Here is a 19,659-nt window from a genome sequence, read left to right on the forward strand (position 1 = left end):
CGGCACTTGGGCGCCCGCATGAAGCAAGCGCCCCTTGGCCTCCCGACAGCGCTGATGCGCGGCGCCGGTGCGCTCGCCGAAGGTGCGGTTCTGCGCCTTCTGGGCAAGGTCGTGGCACTGACCGCTGCGGTTTTCCTGCTGCTCGGCTGGGTGGCCTCGAAGTTCATTGCCGACGGGCTCTCGGCGCTAGGCCTCGATCACGAACGGGGCGCGAGCGTGCTGATTTCGGCGATCCTGATCGTCTTCGCCGGCTGGCTGCTGTTCCGCGTCGTCGCGCTGTTCATCCTGCAGTTCTACGGCGACGAGGTGGTCGTGGCGGTCGAGCGGCGCTCCTACCCGCTGGCGGCGGAGCGGGCGCGCAAGCTCGGCCTGGCCGAGGAAGCGCGCCTCGCGCTGGGCAGCGCCGGACGCACGCTCCTCGCCAATGGGCTCGCGGTACCCTTCGCGCTGGCGCTGCTGTTCACCGGCATCGGCACCGCGGCGGTGTTCTGGGCGGTCAACGCCTGGCTGCTCGGGCGCGAACTGACCGACATGGTCTGGCTGCGCCACCGCCCCACGCCCGAAACGCCCGCCCCGGTCGGCCGCCTCGAACGCTTCCTGTTCGGCGGAGCCGTGGCGGCGCTGATGTTCGTGCCGTTCGCCAACCTCGTCGCCCCGGTGCTCGGCGCGGCGGCGGCCACACACCTCGTCCACGGACGCATGAGAGTATCGAATGAGATTTAGTGCCAGCCTTGGCCTCGCCGTCCTGCTCGCCGGCTGCACCACCATACCGGTGGCCCAGCAGCCGCGCGACGTTTCGCCCCCGCCGCCCGAAGCCCGCGAAGTGCCGCCGACGACCCCGCAGCAACCGGAGCCGCAGGGCTTCATCGCGCCGCAGGTCCTGCGCATGGCCGGGCTCGAGAACGTGATCGAGCAGGATGCCGACCGGCTCACCCGGTTGTTCGGCAAGCCGCGCCTCGACGTCCGCGAGGGCGACATGCGCAAGCTGCAGTTCGCCGGCGATGCCTGCGTGCTCGACGTGTTTCTCTACCCGCTACGCCCCGGGGCCGAGCCGGTCGCCACCTACGTCGATGCCCGGCGGGCGAGCGACGGGCTCGACGTCGACCGCGCGGCCTGCGCACGGGCACTGCAGAAGTAACCCGGATTTAAGCTTATCGCGGCATACCTCCCGGCGACTAACCGGGGGGACGATTGCGCCCATGAGCATTCATTTTACCGAGATTGCCGCACAGGCGGCTGCCGACGGCGTGATCACGCCCGATGAAATCCTTGCCCTGCGCCGCGAAGGCTGGGGCGACGGGCAGATGATCCACGAGGAAGCCGAGGCGATCTTCGCCATCGACGCCGCGCTGGCCGAACGTCCGGCCGCCTGGTGCGATTTCCTCGTCAAGGCGATCGGCGAATACGTGCTCAACACCTGGGAACCCAGGGGCTACGTCACCGACGAGCAGGGCGAATGGCTCGCGGCCAAGGTCACCGCCGACGGCAGGATCGATTCGATGACCGAGCTCGAGCTGCTGGTGCGCGTGGTCGAGCGGGCAAAGAACGTTCCCGACCAGCTCAAGCACCTGGTGCTCGACGAGGTCGAGCGCGCGGTGATGTCCGGCCAGGGCCCAACCCGCAAGGGCGGCGAGCTGAAGCCGCACGTGGTCACCGAAGCCGATTGCCGCACGCTGCGCCGCACGATCTTCGCCCCTGGCGGCGATCGCCCGGCGGCGGTGAGCCGCGAAGAGGCGGAAATGCTCTTCCGCATCAAGGACGCGACGCTCGACAAGCCGAACGCTCCCGAATGGAAGCAGCTTTTTGTCCAGGGCGTCGGCAATTACCTGCAGGGCTACGTCGCGCTCTCGGCGCAGCTTTCGCGCGAACGCGCCGCCGAACTCGAAGCCTTCATGAACGACAGCGAGAGCAACGTCGGCCGCTTCATCGGCCGCATGGCCAAGGGCGCGCCCAACGCGTTCGGCGTGGTCTTCGGCAAGAAGGGCGCCGAACCCAGCCGCGACCAGCTGGCGATCGAAGCCGAGGCGGTGACCCCCGACGAGCAGCAGTGGCTCGAGGACCGGATCATCGCCGACGACCGTGTCGACGAACTGGAGCAGGCGCTACTCGCCTTCGTGAGCGAAGAGATTTCGCACGCCTGATTTCACGCCGAAGTTCGCTTGGGTGGAGCGAGAATGGTGCCGCACGAGAACCGGCGCGCAGCGGACCAAAGGTCCGTGAGCACCGGAAGCGCAGGGCGGTGCCGTTCGCAGCCCGCCCGGGCGGAATTCAGACCATGAAGCTTTCGCCGCACCCGCACGCGCCCTTGGCGTTGGGGTTGGTGAACACGAACCCGGCGGCGAAATCGTCCACTACCCAGTCCATCGTGCTGCCGACGAGGTAAAGCACCGAAGCGCCGTCGATGTAGAACGTGCCGCCGGGCGTGACGATCTTCTCGTCGAAAGGCACTTCCTCGCTGACGTAGTCGACCGAATAGGCGAGGCCCGAGCAGCCGCGGCGCGGGGTCGAGAGCTTGACTCCGATCGTGCCTTCGGGCGCCTTGGCCATCAGCTCGGCGATGCGCTCCTCGGCCGCGGGCGTCAGGATGACGGCGGCCGGCGCTTCGAGACGCCGCTTCGATGAACTCAGCGGCTCCTCAGCATGAGCGGATTTGGTATCGGTCATAATCTACTCCCGCTCATCCTGAGGAGCGATTGAGCGGCGCCCGGAGGGCAAAGTCGAAAGCGCGTCTCGAAGGATCATGGCAGTTTCTTCTCCCAGAACTGGGCAGTGCCGGACGCAGGATCAAGGGTATACTGGCCAAAACCGGTCGCGGCATAGAGCGCAATCGCGGGCCGGTTGCCGGCCAGCACCTCGAGCGTGACCTTGCACGCGCCGCGCCTGACCGCCTCCTCCTCGACCGCCGCGAGCAGCGCCTTGCCGACGCCGCGGCCGCGATAGTCGGACAGCACGCCAAGGTCGTGGACGTTGACCAGCGGCCTGGCCGCGAAGGTGGAGAACCCGGTCATGCAGTTGGCAATCCCGGCGGGCCGCCCGTCGACGCGGGCGATCAACGAAAAGGCGCCGGGCGTCGCGGCGAGGCCATCGACGAGCCGCATGCAGACATCGGCCGAAAGCGCCTCGCCGCCGCCCATCGGGTCGCGGGCGTAGGTGTCGGTCAGCAGCACGACGTCGGCGGCGTGCAGCGGGTCGGCATAGTTGGCCAGTTGCACGCTAAGATGCTGGGCGGACGGAGCCGGGCGGGGGTCGATAACAGTGTGCATGGGAACGCTTATAGCATGCCCAGTTCGAGGCGGGCCTCGTCGGTCATCTTGTCGGGGCCCCACGGCGGGTCCCACACCAGGCTGACCTCGGCATCGCGGATTCCGGGCACCGCGCCGACGCGCAGTTCGACCTCGCCGGGCATCGATTCGGCCACCGGGCAATGCGGGGTGGTCAGCGTCATGATGACCTGCGCGGAGCCTTCGTCGTCCACCTCGACGCCGTAGATCAGTCCGAGGTCGTAGATGTTCACCGGGATTTCCGGGTCGTAGATTTCCTTGAGCGCGTCGACGACCGCCTCGTAGAGCTCGCCACCCGGCGCGCCGGACGATGCGGCGACGGGCTTCTGGGCGAGGAAACCTTCGAGGTAGTCTTTCTTCCTCTCAAGCTTTTCCGCCGGAGTCTCTTCGACGGCATCATCGACGCGCGCACGCGGCGGCTTGTCGACGCCGGTCACCACCTCGTTGGGCGGCGACGCGGCCACGTAGTCCTTGTTATCGTGCTGTTCGTCCATCAGCCGAAAATCCTCTTGGTCCTTTCAATTCCGCGCAGCAGCGCGGCGACATCATCCTCGTCGGAATACACGCCGAAGCTGGCGCGCGCGGTAGCGGGCACGCCGAGCACGTCCATCAGCGGCTGCGCGCAGTGGTGCCCGGCGCGGATCGCCACGTCCTCCTCATCGAGGATCGTGCCGAGGTCGTGCGGGTGGACGCCGTCGATGGTGAAGCTGACGATCCCGGCGCTGTCGTCGGGCCCGTAGAGTGTGACGTCGTTCATTCGCCCGAGCGCCTCGCGGGTCATGGCGACGAGCCTGGCCTCGTGGGCATGAATGACGTCGAGACCGATATTCGCCACGTAGTCGCAGGCGGCGGCGAAGCCGATCGCCTCGACGATCGCGGGAGTGCCCGCCTCGAAGCGCTGCGGCGCGGGGGCGAACGTCGTCTTTTCGAAGGTCACGCGGTCGATCATCGAGCCGCCGCCCTGCCACGGGGGCATCGCGGCGAGCAGCTCGCGGCGGCCCCAGAGCGCGCCGATCCCGGTCGGGCCGTAGAGCTTGTGCGCTGAAAAGGCGTAGAAATCGCAACCGAGCGCGGCGACATCGACCGGCAGGCGCGGCACGGCCTGGCAGCCGTCGAGCAGCAGCTTGGCGCCGACATTGTGCGCCAGCTCGGCCGCCTGCCTGGCGTCGACCACCGAGCCGAGCACGTTCGAGACATGGGCGAAGGCGACCATGGCATGGTCCGGCGTCAGAATGTCGGCGGCGGCATCGAGGTCGATCCTGCCGTCATCGGTCAGCGGGCAGACGTCGACCTGCCACCCGGCGAGTTGCCAGGGGACGATGTTCGAATGGTGCTCGAGCTGGCTGAGCAGGACCCGCCGCTTGTCCGGATACGAGTAGGCGAGGAGGTTGATTGCCTCGGTCGCGCCGCGGGTGAAGACGATTTCGTCCTCGCTCCCGCCGATGAATTCCGCGACCCGGCGGCGCGCCGCCTCGTAGGCCAGCGTCATCTCCGCCGAGCGCGAATAGACGCCGCGGTGGACGGTTGCGTAGTCGGTGCCGAGCGCCTTCGTGACGGCATCGATCACCGCGCGCGGCTTCTGCGCCGTGGCGGCGGAATCGAGGTAGTGCCAGGGCTTGCCCGACGACGTCACGAGGCCGGGGAAGTCGCGCTTGAGTTCCTCCCCGACACGGGGAGGGGGACCATCCGCAGGATGGTGGAGGGGATTCGCCGCACGCACCGCCGCTTCGGGAGGAAACTCCCTTCCGTCAGCGCTTCGCGCTGCCACCTCCCCGTCCCGGGGAGGAACCTTTGCCGCTTCGTTCACACCGCGTCCCCCAGCGTCGCCAGCGCGTTGTCGAGCAGGCTCTCCTGCGCCTCGGCGTCGGAATGCGCGGCGAAGGCATCGGCGATGAAGGCGCGGACCAGCAGTTTCCTCGCGGCCTCGGGCGGAAGCCCGCGCGCAGCCATGTAGAAGCGCGCGGTCTCGTCCATCTGGCCGATCGCGGCGCCGTGGGCGCACTTCACGTCGTCGGCGAAGATCTCGAGCTCGGGCTTGGCGTTGGTGCTGGCGCCCTTCTCGAGGATCAGGCCCTTGAAATCCTGCACTGCGTCGGTCTTCTGCGCATCGCGCGCGACTTCGATGCGGCCGAGGAAGTTGCCGGTCGCCTGGCCCCAGTGGACGCTGCGCACGACTTGCTCGCTGGTCGCCTCGGGCTCGGCATGGGTGACGCGGGTGACGAACTCGCGCGTCGCCTCGCCCCCGCCGATGGTGACGCCGCCGAACTGGAAGTGCGCGCCCCTCGCCAGCCGGACCTCGAGTTCTAGCCGGGTATAGGCCGCCGCCGAAGCGATGGCGAAAATCTCCGCCCGCGCGCCCTCTCCCACGGTCAGGCGGGCGCGGTGGATGCCGGGGTGCGAGTCGTCGAGGACCAGGTCCTTCGCACGCGTCTCGCCGGGCTCCAGCACGACGTCATGCCAGACGTCGAGGTCCGACGGCGTCAGCGACGCCAGCGCGTCGCCGTCGGCATAGCGCCAGTCCTCGTCGCGGATGGTGGGCATGTGGGTCATGCGGCGACAGCCTCGTAGCCCTCGCGTTCGAGTTCGAGCGCGAGGTCCGCGCCGCCGCTCTTCACGATGCGGCCCTTCGACAGCACGTGGACGAAATCGGGCTGCACATAGTCGAGCAGGCGCTGGTAGTGGGTGATCAGAAGCACGCCCTTGCCGGGCCCACCCTCTCTTTGGCGCATGATCGCGTTGATGCCCTCGCCGACCACGCGCAGCGCGTCGATGTCGAGGCCCGAATCGGTCTCGTCGAGCACCGCCAGCGCCGGGTCGAGGATGCCCATCTGGACCATCTCGTTGCGCTTCTTCTCGCCGCCCGAGAAGCCGACGTTCACGTTGCGCTTGAGCATGTCCATGTCGAGCTTGAGCAGCGCGGCCTTTTCTTTCGCCAGCTTGAGGAAATCGCCCCCCGAAAGAAGCGCTTCACCGCGCGCGGAACGCTGGGCGTTCAGGGCCTCGCGCAGGAACTGGACGTTCGAAACGCCGGGAATCTCGACCGGGTACTGGAAGCCGAGGAACAGGCCGGCCGCGGCGCGCTCGTGCGGGTCCATGGCGAGCAGGTCCTGCCCCATGAACTCGACCGAGCCGGAGGTCACCTCGTACCCCGGCCGCCCGCCGAGGACATAGGCCAGCGTCGACTTGCCCGCGCCGTTCGGGCCCATGATCGCATGGACCTCGCCCGCGTTCACTTCGAGCGTGAGGCCGCGAAGGATTTCGGTCTCGCCGACGGTGGCGTGGAGGTCGGTGATTTTCAGCATTTCAGTATTTGCTCCGGTGAAAGCGCTTTTCGCCTTCGGGCTTGCGCGGGGCCGAGCCCCCGATGCGGGGCCGCTCGAACGGCTTGTCCAGCTCGGCCTTGATGGCTTCAACCACCGTGTCGGTGTCGGTAAGGATCGCCTCTTCAGCGAAGCGCAGGACGCGCACGCCGACGTCGGTCAGCTTGCGGTCGCTCAAAGCGGCGATGGCGGCTTCGGGGTCGTCGCCGGTTCCGCCGGTCTCGACCACCAGCCAGCGGGTCTTGCAGGCGAAATCGACGATAGCGCTGCCCATCACCACCTGGCGGTTGAAGCTGTAGCCGAGCTGCTTGTCGCCGATCCGCGCCCACAACGCCTGCTCGGCCTCGGACGGATGCCGCCGCATGTCGCGCGCGCGCTCCTTGAGCTGCCCGGCCCGCGCCGGCGAGATGTTCCACGCCTTGGTTGCGTCCGCCGCCTCGCGCTCTTCCGAACGCGCAGCGACATTGCCGAGGGAGAGTTTTTTGCGGTCGGTCATCAGTCGACCATCCTGAAAATAGCGAAAATCGAAGCCGCCAGAGCGACAACTCCGGCGATCAAGCCATGAAGGCCCCATTGGCGACTTGAATCACCTGCTGCTGACAGCCCGCCGACAAACACCGATGCGATAAACGTAAGGGGGATCAAGAAGATCACGTCTCGATCCCACATCGTGAGCGGGATCAAAAATGCTGTCGGTGCGAGCATGAGAGCTGTCTGCCTCCAAGAAGTGCTAACTGCGATGCTCACCCCACGCTCCCCTCAAGCGAGATCGCCAGCAGCTTCTGCGCCTCGACGGCGAATTCCATCGGCAGCTCCTTGAGCACCTCCTTGGCGAAGCCGTTGACGATCAGCGCCACGGCCTCTTCCTCGCCCAGCCCGCGCTGCATGGCGTAGAACAGCTGGTCGTCGCTGATCTTGCTGGTGGTCGCCTCGTGCTCGATCTGCGCGGTCGGGTTCTTGACCTCGATGTAGGGCACGGTGTGCGCCCCGCACCTGTCGCCGAGCAGCAGCGAATCGCATTGGGTGAAGTTGCGCACCCCGTCGGCGTTGGCCGCGACGCGGACGAGCCCGCGGTAGGTGTTGTTCGACTTGCCGGCCGAGATGCCCTTCGAGATGATCGTGCTGCGGCTGCCCTTGCCGTTGTGGATCATCTTGGTGCCGGTGTCGGCCTGCTGGAAGTTGTTGGTCACCGCGACCGAGTAGAACTCGCCCACGCTGTCCTCGCCGTTGAGCACGCAGCTCGGGTACTTCCAGGTGACGGCCGAGCCGGTCTCGACCTGGGTCCACGAAATCTTGCTGCGCGCACCCTGGCACAGCCCGCGCTTGGTGACGAAGTTGTAGATCCCGCCCTTGCCCTCAGCGTTGCCCGGGTACCAGTTCTGCACCGTCGAATACTTGATCTCGGCATCCTCGAGCGCGACCAGCTCGACCACCGCGGCGTGGAGCTGGTTCTCGTCGCGCATCGGCGCGGTGCAGCCTTCTAGGTAGCTGACGTAGCTGCCTTTTTCGGCGACGATCAGCGTGCGTTCGAACTGGCCGGTGTTCTCGGCGTTGATGCGGAAATAGGTGCTGAGCTCCATCGGGCAGCGCACCCCTTCTGGGATGTAGACGAAGGTCCCGTCGGAGAAGACCGCGCTATTGAGCGTCGCGAAGAAGTTGTCGCGCACCGGCACGACCTTGCCGAGCCACTTCCTGACCAGCTCGGGATGTTCGCGAATCGCCTCGCTGATCGAGAGGAAGATGACCCCGGCCTTCTTCAGCTCCTCGCGGAAGGTCGTGGCGACCGAAACCGAGTCGAACACGGCATCGACCGCGACCTTGCGCGCGCCCTCGACCCCGGCGAGCACTTCCTGCTCCGCGATCGGGATGCCGAGCTTGTCGTAAACCGCCTTGATTTCGGGATCGAGCTCGTCGAGCGAGCCGAGCGCCTCCTTCTTCTTCGGCGCGGCGTAGTAATAGGCGTCCTGGTAGTCGATTTCCGGATAGCCGAGCTTGGCCCATTCCGGCTCGACCATGTCCTGCCACATGCGGAAGGCCTTGAGCCGCCATTCGAGCATCCACTCGGGCTCGCCCTTCTTGGCCGAGATGAAGCGGACGGTGTCCTCGTTCAGGCCCTTGGGCGCGAAATCGGTCTCGATCTCGCTCGACCAGCCGAATTCGTAGTCGGCCGCCTTGGCGGCAGCCTCGCGCGCTGCGCGGTCCTGGATTTCGACTTCGTCGGTCATGCGAAACTCCGGTCCTTCGAGACGCGGCTTCGAGACGCCGCTACGCGGCTCCTCAGCCGCTCCTCAGGTTGGGCGGAAAGGAAAAGGTGGCCGCTCATCCTGAGGAGAGACTGAGCGAAGGGCCTTGGGCCCGCAGTCGAAGGCTCGTCTCGAAGGATGCGCCTTTGCGCGATACGAATCACTGCGCCGCCTCCACCGGTTGGCGTTCGGCCAGTTGCGTCAGCGGGATTCCCGCCAGCGCGCCGCGCATCGTTTCGTTGACCAGCCCCCAATGCGGCTGGACGTTGCAATTGCCTTCGAGCGCGCAGTCGTGCCGCCCGGCCTCGACGCACGAGGTCAGCGCGATCGGACCCTCCACCGCCTCGACGATGTCGGCCAGCGTGATCGCCGCCGCCGGGCGCGCCAGTTGCAGGCCGCCGCCGGCACCGCGCACCGAGCGCAGCAGGTGGGCCTTCGACAGCAGGCTGACGACCTTCTGCACCGTGGGCAGCGGCAGGCCGGTCTCGGCCGCCAGTTCGGTCGCCGACGTGCGCGCGCGCTTTCCAGTAGCGGCATCGGCAAGCGATGCCGAGCCGCAATGACGCGCGAGCGCGCTCATCGTGACGACGGCATAATCGGCCATGCTCGAAAGGCGCACGCCTGGGGTCCTTCGGTTAAATCGGAACGAATCGCTCCGGTTCACCTAGGAATCCATGCGCGCGTTGCAATGAAAAACCGATTGTTGCGAGTCGTTCTCAATCAATCGGCGAAAAAAGGGGGCGGCCCACTTAGGAGCCGCCCCTTCGAAGTCGAGAACCCGGTTAGTCGAAACTGGACCGAGCCCTTCGGGTCGCAGGGCCCGGATAGGCGCGGTCGAGTGATTCCGGCTTGTAGAAATGCGACAGGATCGGCGGAATTACGGATGTTTTCGTTCACATTCGGTTCGATTGCTAACAAAGTGTTGCCAATCGACACCGCTACGGCGCGCTGCCATAGCGCGGTCCGATGCTCTACCCGTTGATCCGCCCCGCCCTGTTTTCGCTCGACGCCGAACGGGCGCACGGGCTGGCGCTTGCCGCGCTCAAGGCCAATCCTCTTCCCGTATCCCCACCCCGCGCCGGGCCGCTCGCCAGCACGGTTGCCGGTCTCCACTTCCCGAATCCGCTCGGCATGGCCGCAGGTTTCGACAAGGACGGCGAAGTGCCCGATGCCCTGCTCGGCCTCGCGTTCGGATTCGCCGAAGTCGGCTCGATCACCCCGCTGCCGCAACCCGGCAACCCGAAACCGCGGCTGTTCCGGCTGGTCGAGGATCGCGCGGTCATCAACCGCATGGGCTTCAACAACCGCGGCGGCGAAGCGGCGGCCGTACGGCTCGCGGCGCGCAGGGGCCGTCCGGGTATCGTCGGCATCAACATCGGCGCGAACAAGGATTCGCCCGACCGAATCGCCGATTATGCCCACATGGCCCGGATGATGGCGCCGCTGGCGAGCTACCTCGCGGTCAACATCTCCAGCCCCAACACCCCGGGCCTGCGCGCGCTGCAAGACGAAAGTGCGCTGACCGGGCTGCTCGACGCGGTGCTCGAAGCGCGCGGCGAGCAGGGCCCACCGGTGTTCCTCAAGGTCGCGCCCGACCTCGAACCGCCGGACATCACCGCGATCGCGCGCATCGCCATGGACCGCAAGCTCGCCGCGCTGATCGTCTCGAACACCACGATTACCCGCCCGCCGCTCGAATCGCGCCATGCCGGGGAGGCCGGCGGCCTGTCGGGCGCACCGCTGCGCGACCTCGCGCTCGCCCGGCTGCGCGATTTCCGCAGCGCCACCGGCGGCGCCCTTCCGCTGGTCGGGGTCGGCGGCATCGAAACGGCGGAGGATGCCTGGGCGCGGATTCGCGCCGGGGCGAGCCTCGTCCAGCTCTACAGCGCGATGGTCTATGAAGGGCCGGGCATCGCCAGGCGAATCGTGCGCGGGCTTGAACGATTGATGCGGCGCGACGGCTTTGCATCGCTTGCGGAGGCGGTCGGAAGCGAATAGCCGCATGGCGATGGTCCAATTCCGCTTGTCGCATATCGCCGCGTCGCTGCTGCTGCTGCAGGGCTGCGCTTCCGTTCCCACCAAGGCCGAAGTCCCGGTTGCCGCTGCGGCAACCGAAACCGCGCATGGCGTGGTCTCCGCCGCCGACCCCCGCGCCGCCGAGGCCGGGGCGGAAATGCTCCGCCGCGGCGGCAGCGCAACCGATGCTGCGATTGCCACGATGCTCGCGCTCACCGTGGTCGAGCCGCAAAGTTCGGGGATCGGCGGGGGCGGGTTCTTTCTCCACGGCACGCCCGGCGGCACGGTCGAGACGCTCGACGGACGCGAGACGGCGCCCGGCGGGGCGGACGGGGAATGGTTCCTCGGGCCCGACGGCAAGCCGCTCGGCTTCATGGAGGCGGTGGTTTCGGGCCGCAGCGTCGGCGTGCCGGGCAACCTGCGCCTCGCCGAGGAAGCGCATCGCAAATACGGCAAGTTGGCGTGGTCCGAGCTGTTCCAGCCGGCCATCGCGCTGGCGCGTGGCGGCTGGACGCTGACCGAGCGGGGCCGTGAGTTCCTGTTGAGGGCGAAGAACCGCGCGGGGCACCAGCCGGAGGGGCTCGCGCTCTACTACGACGCGGCGGGCGAGGCTCAGCCGGTCGGTACCATGCTGAGCAATCCCGAGCTGGCCAATACCCTGACCCAGATCGCCGAACACGGCGCCGACTGGTTCTATTCGGGCGCCAATGCGGGGGCGATCGCTGCCGAAGTCGATGCCGAGACGCCGCGGGCGGGCGCGATGACCGTGCAGGACCTCGCCGCCTACCGCGCCAAGCCGCGGCCAGAGCTGTGCGGCACCTATCGCGGCTACCGGGTCTGCGGGATGGGACCGCCGTCTTCGGGGGCGACGACCGTGTTCGCCATCCTCAAGCAGCTCGAGCGCTTCGACCTGCACGCGCTCGGGCCGAAGTCGCCGACGTTCTGGCACCTTTTCGCCGAATCGCAGCGCCTCGCCTATGCCGACCGCGAGCTCTACCTCGGCGATACCGACTACGTTTCGGTGCCGGTCGCCGGGCTGCTCGATCCCGCATACCTCGCGGCGCGCGGTGCGCTGATCTCGGTCGACAGCACCCTGCCGTCCGCACAGGCCGGGACGCCGCCCGGCGCCTCGCTGGCAATGGCCGACGGGGACGAGCCCGAGGAGCACGGCACATCGCACTTCGTCACTGTCGACAAGTGGGGCGATGCGGTCAGCTGGACCTCGACCGTGGAAGGCTCGTTCGGGTCGGGCATCATGGTAGGCGGGTATTACCTCAACAACGAACTGACCGACTTCAGCTTCGTGCCCGAAAACGGCGGCAAGGCGGTCGCCAACCGGGTCGAGGGCGGCAAGCGACCGCGCTCGTCGATGGCGCCGACGCTGGTCTACGCGCCCGTCGGCTCGCTCTACTTGACGGTCGGCGCGGCGGGAGGTTCGACCATCCCGGCGCAGGTCGCGCGCGTGCTGATCGGGGTGATCGACTTCGGCCTGCCACTCGACCAGGCCATCGCGCTGCCGGTGCTGTTCAGTCCGGGCGATGCCGTCGCGGTTGAGCAGGGAACCTGGCTCGAAGACATGATCCCGCAGCTTCAGGCGCTCGGCCATGCGCAGGTTTCGGCGCGCGGGTTGCCGCTCAAGGCCAACGGGGCGATTCGTACCGCGAGTGGCTGGATCGGCGCAGCCGACCCGCGTAGCGACGGGGTTGCCGTCAGCGAGTAGCTTGCCGGGAATCGGCCACGGCCCTAAGCGAGAGGCGGGGACAGGCCGGGCAAACCGGCGACCGGGATGGAGATGCACGAGCCGTGCAACTGGACGATTTCGATGCTGCACAAAACCTCGTCGCGCTGTTCCTGCAGCGCGCCGACGAGCTTGGTGACAAGCCGTTCCTGTTCGCCAAGCACAACCGCAAGTGGCAGCCGGTCAGCTGGCGCGAGGCGGCTGACCAGGTCTGCCTGCTCGCCGAGGCGCTGCGCGGCATGGGCCTCAACGCCGGCGACCGGGTCATGCTGGTGGCCGAGAACTGCCCCGAATGGGCCATCGCCGACCTCGCGATCATGGCCGCCGGCTGCGTCACCACCCCGGCCTACACCACCAACACCCAGCGCGACCACGAGCACATCCTCGAAAACTCGGGCGCGCGCGCGGCGATCGTCTCGACCCAGAAGCTCGGCGCACCGCTGATCAAGGCGATGATCCAGACCGGGCTCGGCGAGCATATCGTCGGGATCGACGCCCTGAGCACCGGCCAGCACGGCGCTTTCGACACCCACCAGTGGAGCGACCTCACCACCGGAGACGCCGCGGCGGCGCGCGCCGCGGTCGATGCGCGCATCGCCGATATCGGCCGCCGCGACATGGCCTGCATCATCTACACCAGCGGCACCAGCGGGGCACCGCGCGGGGTCATGCTCCACCACGGGGCGATCCTGCACAACGTCGACGCCGCCGCCCGCATCCTCGCCTCCGAATTCGGCTGGGAGGACGAGCGTTTCCTCTCGTTCCTGCCGCTGTCCCACGCACTCGAGCACACCGCCGGACTGCACCTGCCGATCGGGCTCGGCGCGCAGATCTGGTACGCCGAGGGCCTCGACAAGCTCGCCTCCAACCTCGAGGAGGCCAGGCCGACCTTCATGGTCGTCGTCCCGCGGCTGTTCGAGATGCTGCGCGGACGGCTGGTCAAGCAGGTCGAAAAGCAGGGCAAGCTCGCCAATTGGCTGCTCGACCGCGCGCTCAGCCTGGCCGAAAACCGCGCCGAGGGCCGTCGCAGGCTGTCCGACCTGCCGGTCCAGGCGCTGCTCAACCGCACGCTGGCCCCCAAGGTGGTGGAGCGCTTCGGCGGCGAGATCAAGGCGCTCGTCTCGGGCGGTGCGCCGCTCAACCCGGAGATCGGCACCTTCTTCCAGTCGATGGGGCTGGTGACGCTGCAGGGCTATGGCCAGACCGAGAGCGCCCCGGTGGCGTGCTGCAACTACCCCAGCGCGGGCATCAAGCTGTCGACCGTCGGGCCGCCCTTGCGCGGTGTCGAGATCAGGATCGCCAAGGACGGAGAGATCCTCATCAAGGGCGAACTGGTCATGCTCGGCTACTGGCGCGACCCGGAGGCGACCGCCAAGACCGTGGTCGACGGCTGGCTGCACACCGGCGACATCGGTCACTTCGACGACAAGGGCCGCATCGTCATCACCGACCGCAAGAAGGACATCATCGTCAACGACAAGGGCGACAACATCGCCCCGCAGCGGCTCGAATCGATGCTGACCCTGCAGCCCGAGATCGCCCAGGCGATGGTGAGCGGCGACAAGCGGCCCTATATCGTCGCGCTGATCGTTCCCGAAACCGACTGGGCGATCGCCTGGGCGCAGGCCAACGGCGAACATTTCGACATGGCCGCCTTGCAGGACCTGCCCGCCTTCCGCGCGGCGATGCGCCAGGCCATCGACCGCGTGAACCTCGATCTCTCGGTGATCGAAAAGATCCGCCAGTTCACCTTCGCCGACGAAGGCTTCACCATCGACAATCACATGCTGACGCCGAGCATGAAGATCCGGCGAGGCCCGATCCGCGAAAAGTACCAGTCGCGTATCGATGCGCTTTACAAGGGATGATGGCTCCGTGAGGGCGAGGTTGTCTTGTGTCGCTGCCTTTCTTGCAATTCTTGGCGCTTGCGGATCAGGTGATGCCTCGCCCGATGCGCCGGTTGACCTGCCATCCATGGAGACGCTCAACGCCCTCGCCGAACGTGCGTGCCTTTGTCAGATGGCAGGGCGCGACGCGAGCGCGGTAACGCGCCGTTTTGAAGAATTAACTGCCGGCCTGACGGTAGAGGGCTACGGAACGGCGAGCGACCCACTCAGTTCGGAAATCACTTGTTTCCCGCAAATCGGTGAGGAGGCATGTGTCGTCGAACGGATTGAAGTGGTGGGCAATCCAGCGCGCAACTTTGTCTGCACCAACGAGCAGGCGGACGAACTCGAAGCGACTTGGCATAACGCACTAGCGGCAGGAGGTGACGCAGCGAAAGCTGACTTTGCACTACTCGATCATCTGCAAGAAATGCGCGATGCGTTAGCAAATGAACTCCCGCAGTCGGATTGCGCTCAACCCCCGCAAGACGGGCCCTAGGCCGCTTCGGCTTCCACCCGTTCCGGATAGAACAGTGGCTCGCGCTCGGACCAGCCGGGTGCGGTGGCGGCGGCTTCGCTGAGGCTCTGGAGCAGCATCTTGCGGCGTGCCGGGCGGATCTGCGGCAGTGCGGCAGCTGAGCAGAAGGCGGCCGGCAGCCACGGGCGCGAGCGGGCGCCGAGCAGGCGTTCGTAGAGGAAACGGTAGGCCGAGAAGCTTTCGATTTTCTCCTGTGCGAGGTCGAGCGCGGTGATCCGCATCAGCGGGCCCATGAAGGCCTCGAGCCCGTCCATCGTCGCTTCGCAGGGAACGGCATCGCGCAAGGTCTTGAGCTCGCGGTAGGCAAGGTACTGTCCGCGGATCGCCGCGCTGTCGCCGCACTCGCCCCAGGTCTTGAAGGCATCGCCACGGCCCATGGCGATATCGAGGCTGCGCTCGATGAACAGCTGCTCGCCTTCGGAGAAACTGGCGAACTCGCGCAGCTCGGCGATTGTCAGCGATGCAGTACCGGTCTTGGCCATCGTACGCCCCCAGTGGTGATAGGAGCGAATGTCACCGAACTTGGTTAAGGAGTCGTAAGGAAGGGATGGGGTTTTGTGGTTACGCCCGCGTATCCTTGCGGGCATCCTCGCGGCTATTCCCTACGTTGCCCCCGGAACAAGTCCGGGGTCCACTTCGGGGCCGCTGCGGGTGCGCAGTCGCGCTATGGCTGCCGCGATCCGGAACAGGGACTGTCCTGAATGGTGCGCGCTGGTCCGGCTCCCGACAAGGGAGCCGCAAGGCCGAACGGCCGCCCGCAGGTGCCCCGCAGTCCGAAGGACGGAGGGTACAGAACCGAGGACGAGCGCCCGGATGGGCGCTCGCAAATCAAATGAGCCCGGCCAAGGGCGAGCTCGGATCCGCGTATTTCCGCGTGCCCATGCGACCCGAAAGATAGGCATCGCGCCCCGCCTCGACCGCCAGCTTCATTGCCCGGGCCATACGGATCGGGTCCTTGGCCTCGGCGATGGCGGTGTTCATCAGCACGCCGTCGCAGCCGAGCTCCATCGCCACCGCGGCATCGCTCGCCGTGCCGACCCCGGCATCGACCAGCACCGGCACCTTGGCCCCTTCAACGATGAGGCGGATGGTCACGCGGTTCTGGATGCCGAGGCCCGAGCCGATCGGCGCGCCCAGCGGCATGACCGCCACCGCGCCGGCGCTTTCGAGCTGCTGCGCGGCGATCGGGTCGTCGACGCAGTAGACCATCGGCTTGAAGCCCTCGTTGGCCAGCACCTCGGTCGCCTTCAGCGTCTCGCGCATGTCGGGATAGAGCGTGCGCGCCTCGCCCAGCACCTCGAGCTTGACCAGTTCCCAGCCGCCCGCCTCGCGCGCCAGCCGCAGCGTGCGGATCGCCTCGTCGGCGGTGAAGCACCCGGCGGTGTTGGGCAGGTAGGTGACCTTCTTCGGATCGATGTAGTCCATCAGCACCGGCTGGCTCGGGTCGGAGATGTTGACCCGGCGCACCGCCACGGTGACGATCTCCGCTCCGCTCGCCTCGAGCGCAGCGGCGTTCTGGGCGAAATCCTTGTACTTGCCGGTGCCGACGATCAGGCGGCTGCGGAAGGTGTGCCCGGCGACGGACCAGGTGTCGGAATCGGGATTGGTAGCCTGCATGTCCATGCGGGGCGAGGTAGGCCCCGTGTCCCCTTGGTGCAAGCGGGGGAGCGTCAGCCCCCGCCTACGAAGTGGACGATCTCCAGCACGTCGCCGTCGGCCAGCGCGGCCTCGGCCAGCGTTGAGCGCGGGACGATCACGCCGTTGCGTTCCACCGCGACCTTTTCGGGTTTCAGCCCCAGATCGGTCACCAGCGCGGCAATCGTGGCGGCCGAGGTCCGGCGCAATTCGCCGTTGACGGTTAGAGAGAGCTGGGCGGACATGCGCCCAGCGAGATAGCGGCTATCGAGCCTCTTGCAACCGGGTCTGGCGCAAGTTCAGCACGTGGCCCGCGGCGACGAGGCTGACGCCGATCACCGTCAGGACCGCTTCTTCCACCCCATGCGGCACGGCGAGGCCGCCGCCCATGAAGGACAGGCCGGTCATCGCGGTGACGAAGGGTGCCGGGCGGCGGTGGCGCAGCGCGCCGAGGCCGATGGCGACCGCCGCGACAACGGTGGCAACGACGAGGCCGTAACGATGGATCGCCGGGTCGAGCAGGAAGGTGCCACCAAGGCCGAGGCCGGCGATGACGACGAGGCTGGCGACGCAATGCACCGCGCACAAGCACGAGAGCGTTAGTCCCACCCGGTCGAGCCGGTGGCGAATCGATTGAAGCGACGAGCCCATCTGCGCGGCCCATGTATGTGACGGTGTAACATTTCGCAAGGTGGCATTGTGCAACCGGTCTTGCGCTTCGCACGCTTCACGCGCAAACGGGCGCGCTATGGTCGCAACCACAGGCACCTTGGGCGGGAAATCGGTCTCCCGGACGGCGCAGCCGCGTCCTCGCGCGTTGGGGATATGGCTGCTTGTCCTCGCCACTCTGGTCGTGGCGATCGTCGCGGTCGGCGGGATCACCCGGCTGACCGAATCCGGGGTCTCGATCACCGAATGGAAGCCGGTTACCGGTGCCCTGCCCCCGCTGAGCGAGGCGCAGTGGCAGGCCGAATTCGACGCCTATCGCCAGACCCCGCAGTTCATCGAGGTCAACGGCCCCTCCGGGATGACGCTGGCGACCTACAAGTTCATCTACTTCTGGGAGTGGGTCCACCGCCTGCTGGCGCGCGGCGTCGGACTGGTGCTGATCGCCGCCACGGCATGGTTCTGGGTCAAGCGGCAGATTCCGGCGGGCTACAAGCCTCGCCTGCTGGCGCTGATCGCGCTGATCGGCCTGCAGGGCGCGATCGGCTGGTGGATGGTCGAATCCGGCATCGTCAACGACGTCAAGGTGAGCCATTTCCGGCTCGCCGTGCACCTGCTGACCGCGCTGTTCTTCCTCGGCGGGCTGGTGTGGACCGCGCTCGACCTGTTGCGGCTGGCGATGAACCCCTCCGCGCGTCCGGCTCGGATGACGGGTTTCTCGGGGCTGGTGCTCGGCGCGCTGACCTTGCAATTGCTGTTCGGGGCGTGGCTCGCCGGCCTGCGCGCGGGCGTGGTTGCCGGTGGGGGCTGGTTCAGCTGGGACGCATGGCCGCTGATGCAGGGCGAGTTCTTTCCCGACGGCGTCGACTGGGCGGCGGGCGCGCTGCACGCGCTGGCCAACGATCCCTTCCTCGTCCACTTCGTCCACCGCTGGTGGGCCTGGGTGGTCGTGGCGCTGCTGATCGTGCTCGCCCGCAAGGTGCGCGCGCGCAGCCGCGGCGCCTCGATCGCGGTGCACAGCGCCTTCGGCACGCAGATCCTGCTCGGCATCGCCACCGTGTGGAGCGGCGTGGCGCTGTGGCTGGCGGTGCTGCACCAGTTGACCGGGGCTCTGCTTGTCGCCGCGACCGTCTGGGCCGCGCATAGCGCCGGGAGGCGGAAGTGAGCGCCGCCTTGTTGTGGAGTGCGTTTGCCGACGAGGACAGCGCGACGGCCACGGCAGCCGCGCTGCTCGACGAAGGGCTGATCGCCTGCGCCAATATCGTGCCGGGGGTGCGCTCGCTGTTCACATGGCGGGGCGAACGCGGGGAGGCGCAGGAATGCGCGGTGTTGTTCAAGACCGACGCCAGCCTGCTCGACAGGGCTTGCGCGCGGCTGGCCGAACTGCATCCCTACGAGACGCCGGCGGTAAGTGGTTGGCTTGCCGACGCTACGGCCGCGCCGACCGCCGCATGGCTCGGCGAACTGGCCGGGGGGCCGGGATTGTGAACCTGGCGGATCGCCGGTCTCTTTTGCGGCTGGCGGGCGTTGCCGCGCTTGGTTCGTGCGTTTCCGCGAGCTTCGGTGTGCGCGCCGCGAGCCCCGGTGGGTTTCGCCCGCCGGTCACCCCACTGCGCTACACCCGGCGGATCGTGCGCGAACTGGCCGGTGGCTACAGTTTTGCGGCGACGCGCAGCTTTGCGGTGACATTCGCGTCGCGGGGCTCTGGCTTTGTTCTCGACGGCAGCCAGATTGCGGTCGACGTCTCCGCTCCCGAAAGGATCGCGGCGCTGGCCGAGATCGAGCGGCAGCGGATCGAGACAGGGCTGTTCCCGATCGTCCTCGACGCCGGGGGCATGATCGCGGGCGGTCCAGAACAGCGCCTTTCGGCGGAGCTCGACCGGGCCGTGGCCGAGGCGCGCAGGCTCCTTGCCGACAAGGAACGCGACGAAGGCGAACAGGCCGCAGCCGAGCAGTTCGTGCAAATGGTCCACCGCGTCGGCATCGGGCTCGGCGCGCAGTTGCCGCGCGATCTCTTCGCCCCGGCCGAGGGCGAGCGCGTCGACCGGCAGGCGATCGCCCTGCCCAACGACGAGAGCGGCGAGGTCACCGTGACCTTCTCTGCCGAAAGCGACCCCTTCACCCGCCTGATGCGCCGCGCCCAGCGCGACATCGTCACCACGGTCGAGGGCGACAGCCGCACGACCCGCGAGGACTGGACGCTGGGTCCGTTCTGAAGCTGGAGGTATTATTTTACCTCTCCGCAATCCCGCGGAATCCCTTGACTTCGCGCCCCTCCCCGCACAAATGCGCCCTTCCGCAACGGGCCGAACGAATCGCCCACGCGAATGTGTTTC

24 protein-coding genes are annotated in these 19,659 nt (G+C 67.6%); 10 read left to right on the top strand and 14 right to left on the bottom strand.

Annotated elements, in window-relative coordinates; all coding sequences use genetic code 11:
* Positions 1-18: 18 nt before the first annotated feature.
* The 3 genes from GRI89_RS12915 to GRI89_RS12925 all read left to right on the top strand — a co-directional run bounded on the left by GRI89_RS12915 (position 19) and on the right by GRI89_RS12925 (position 2,141).
* Positions 19-723 (top strand): EI24 domain-containing protein, encoded by a 705-nt coding sequence (locus GRI89_RS12915; protein WP_159796300.1) that lies wholly within the window; start codon positions 19-21, stop codon positions 721-723.
* On the top strand, positions 713-1,138 hold the full coding sequence (locus GRI89_RS12920) for a hypothetical protein (RefSeq protein ID WP_159796303.1): 426 nt from the start codon (positions 713-715) through the stop codon (positions 1,136-1,138). The genes GRI89_RS12915 and GRI89_RS12920 overlap by 11 nt, the downstream gene beginning before the upstream one ends.
* A gap of 61 nt (positions 1,139-1,199) precedes the next feature.
* Positions 1,200-2,141, top strand: coding sequence for a hypothetical protein (locus GRI89_RS12925; RefSeq protein WP_159796306.1), 942 nt, complete (start codon positions 1,200-1,202; stop codon positions 2,139-2,141).
* Positions 2,142-2,268: 127 nt separating this feature from the next.
* On the opposite strand, the gene GRI89_RS12930 is transcribed toward GRI89_RS12925, so the two are convergent.
* From GRI89_RS12930 to GRI89_RS12975, 10 genes are all read right to left on the bottom strand, one after another.
* The gene (locus GRI89_RS12930) at positions 2,269-2,664 is read right to left on the bottom strand and encodes a HesB/IscA family protein (protein WP_159796309.1); all 396 of its coding nucleotides are present in this window, start codon (positions 2,662-2,664) and stop codon (positions 2,269-2,271) included.
* A gap of 74 nt (positions 2,665-2,738) precedes the next feature.
* The gene (locus tag GRI89_RS12935; RefSeq protein WP_328598246.1) at positions 2,739-3,212 is read right to left on the bottom strand and encodes a GNAT family N-acetyltransferase; all 474 of its coding nucleotides are present in this window, start codon (positions 3,210-3,212) and stop codon (positions 2,739-2,741) included.
* Between the two features lie 59 nt (positions 3,213-3,271).
* Positions 3,272-3,775: an SUF system Fe-S cluster assembly protein gene (locus tag GRI89_RS12940; protein ID WP_159796315.1), complete on the bottom strand. Its 504-nt coding sequence runs from the start codon at positions 3,773-3,775 to the stop codon at positions 3,272-3,274.
* Positions 3,775-4,914 carry an aminotransferase class V-fold PLP-dependent enzyme gene (locus tag GRI89_RS12945; RefSeq protein ID WP_328598266.1) on the bottom strand — a complete coding sequence of 380 codons (1,140 nt, stop codon included), beginning with the start codon at positions 4,912-4,914 and terminating at the stop codon, positions 3,775-3,777. The genes GRI89_RS12940 and GRI89_RS12945 overlap by 1 nt, the downstream gene beginning before the upstream one ends.
* 170 nt (positions 4,915-5,084) lie before the next feature.
* Positions 5,085-5,831: a SufD family Fe-S cluster assembly protein gene (locus GRI89_RS12950; protein WP_159796318.1), complete on the bottom strand. Its 747-nt coding sequence runs from the start codon at positions 5,829-5,831 to the stop codon at positions 5,085-5,087.
* Positions 5,828-6,583 (bottom strand): Fe-S cluster assembly ATPase SufC, encoded by a 756-nt coding sequence (sufC, locus tag GRI89_RS12955; protein ID WP_159796321.1) that lies wholly within the window; start codon positions 6,581-6,583, stop codon positions 5,828-5,830. Before sufC ends, GRI89_RS12950 begins: the two co-directional genes overlap by 4 nt.
* A 1-nt stretch (position 6,584) precedes the next feature.
* Positions 6,585-7,097 carry an endonuclease domain-containing protein gene (locus GRI89_RS12960; RefSeq protein WP_159796324.1) on the bottom strand — a complete coding sequence of 171 codons (513 nt, stop codon included), beginning with the start codon at positions 7,095-7,097 and terminating at the stop codon, positions 6,585-6,587.
* Positions 7,097-7,306: a hypothetical protein gene (locus GRI89_RS12965; RefSeq protein WP_159796327.1), complete on the bottom strand. Its 210-nt coding sequence runs from the start codon at positions 7,304-7,306 to the stop codon at positions 7,097-7,099. Before GRI89_RS12965 ends, GRI89_RS12960 begins: the two co-directional genes overlap by 1 nt.
* 38 nt (positions 7,307-7,344) lie before the next feature.
* On the bottom strand, positions 7,345-8,826 hold the full coding sequence (sufB, locus tag GRI89_RS12970; RefSeq protein ID WP_159796330.1) for a Fe-S cluster assembly protein SufB: 1,482 nt from the start codon (positions 8,824-8,826) through the stop codon (positions 7,345-7,347).
* Between the two features lie 178 nt (positions 8,827-9,004).
* Positions 9,005-9,463, bottom strand: a complete 459-nt coding sequence (locus tag GRI89_RS12975; protein WP_328598247.1) for an RrF2 family transcriptional regulator — start codon at positions 9,461-9,463, stop codon at positions 9,005-9,007.
* Positions 9,464-9,810: 347 nt separating this feature from the next.
* On the opposite strand from GRI89_RS12975, the gene GRI89_RS12980 reads away from it, so the two are divergent.
* The 4 genes from GRI89_RS12980 to GRI89_RS12995 all read left to right on the top strand — a co-directional run bounded on the left by GRI89_RS12980 (position 9,811) and on the right by GRI89_RS12995 (position 14,983).
* On the top strand, positions 9,811-10,842 hold the full coding sequence (locus tag GRI89_RS12980) for a quinone-dependent dihydroorotate dehydrogenase (protein ID WP_159796333.1): 1,032 nt from the start codon (positions 9,811-9,813) through the stop codon (positions 10,840-10,842).
* A 10-nt stretch (positions 10,843-10,852) separates the two neighbouring features.
* On the top strand, positions 10,853-12,580 hold the full coding sequence (gene ggt / locus GRI89_RS12985; protein WP_159796336.1) for a gamma-glutamyltransferase: 1,728 nt from the start codon (positions 10,853-10,855) through the stop codon (positions 12,578-12,580).
* Positions 12,581-12,663: 83 nt separating this feature from the next.
* The gene (locus GRI89_RS12990) at positions 12,664-14,466 is read left to right on the top strand and encodes an AMP-dependent synthetase/ligase (RefSeq protein ID WP_328598248.1); all 1,803 of its coding nucleotides are present in this window, start codon (positions 12,664-12,666) and stop codon (positions 14,464-14,466) included.
* A gap of 106 nt (positions 14,467-14,572) precedes the next feature.
* A complete protein-coding gene (locus GRI89_RS12995; protein WP_159796339.1) occupies positions 14,573-14,983 on the top strand; it encodes a hypothetical protein in 411 nt (136 codons plus the stop codon).
* Here the strand turns inward: GRI89_RS12995 and GRI89_RS13000 are convergent.
* From GRI89_RS13000 to GRI89_RS13015, 4 genes are all read right to left on the bottom strand, one after another.
* Entirely contained in the window at positions 14,980-15,504 is a 525-nt protein-coding gene (locus GRI89_RS13000; RefSeq protein WP_159796342.1) for a hypothetical protein, read from the bottom strand. The two genes, GRI89_RS12995 and GRI89_RS13000, sit on opposite strands and share 4 nt — an antisense overlap.
* Before the next feature lie 346 nt (positions 15,505-15,850).
* Positions 15,851-16,645, bottom strand: a complete 795-nt coding sequence (locus GRI89_RS13005) for a bifunctional sulfur carrier protein/thiazole synthase protein (protein WP_328598249.1) — start codon at positions 16,643-16,645, stop codon at positions 15,851-15,853.
* Between the two features lie 47 nt (positions 16,646-16,692).
* Positions 16,693-16,902 carry a sulfur carrier protein ThiS gene (gene thiS, locus GRI89_RS13010; RefSeq protein ID WP_159796345.1) on the bottom strand — a complete coding sequence of 70 codons (210 nt, stop codon included), beginning with the start codon at positions 16,900-16,902 and terminating at the stop codon, positions 16,693-16,695.
* 19 nt (positions 16,903-16,921) lie between these two features.
* The gene (locus GRI89_RS13015) at positions 16,922-17,308 is read right to left on the bottom strand and encodes a MerC domain-containing protein (RefSeq protein WP_159796348.1); all 387 of its coding nucleotides are present in this window, start codon (positions 17,306-17,308) and stop codon (positions 16,922-16,924) included.
* Positions 17,309-17,405: 97 nt separating this feature from the next.
* Here GRI89_RS13015 and GRI89_RS13020 point away from each other — a divergent pair, with 97 nt between their 5' ends.
* From GRI89_RS13020 to GRI89_RS13030, 3 genes are read left to right on the top strand one after another with little or no spacing between them, the layout of a single operon-like run.
* Positions 17,406-18,488 (top strand): COX15/CtaA family protein, encoded by a 1,083-nt coding sequence (locus GRI89_RS13020; RefSeq protein ID WP_159796350.1) that lies wholly within the window; start codon positions 17,406-17,408, stop codon positions 18,486-18,488.
* Positions 18,485-18,811: a divalent-cation tolerance protein CutA gene (gene cutA, locus GRI89_RS13025; protein ID WP_328598250.1), complete on the top strand. Its 327-nt coding sequence runs from the start codon at positions 18,485-18,487 to the stop codon at positions 18,809-18,811. Before GRI89_RS13020 ends, cutA begins: the two co-directional genes overlap by 4 nt.
* The gene (locus tag GRI89_RS13030) at positions 18,775-19,539 is read left to right on the top strand and encodes a hypothetical protein (RefSeq protein ID WP_235913348.1); all 765 of its coding nucleotides are present in this window, start codon (positions 18,775-18,777) and stop codon (positions 19,537-19,539) included. Before cutA ends, GRI89_RS13030 begins: the two co-directional genes overlap by 37 nt.
* Positions 19,540-19,659: the final 120 nt, after the last annotated feature.

The sequence above is a fragment of the Croceibacterium salegens genome (assembly GCF_009827435.1).
GTDB classification, from domain to species: Bacteria; Pseudomonadota; Alphaproteobacteria; order Sphingomonadales; family Sphingomonadaceae; genus Croceibacterium_B; species Croceibacterium_B salegens.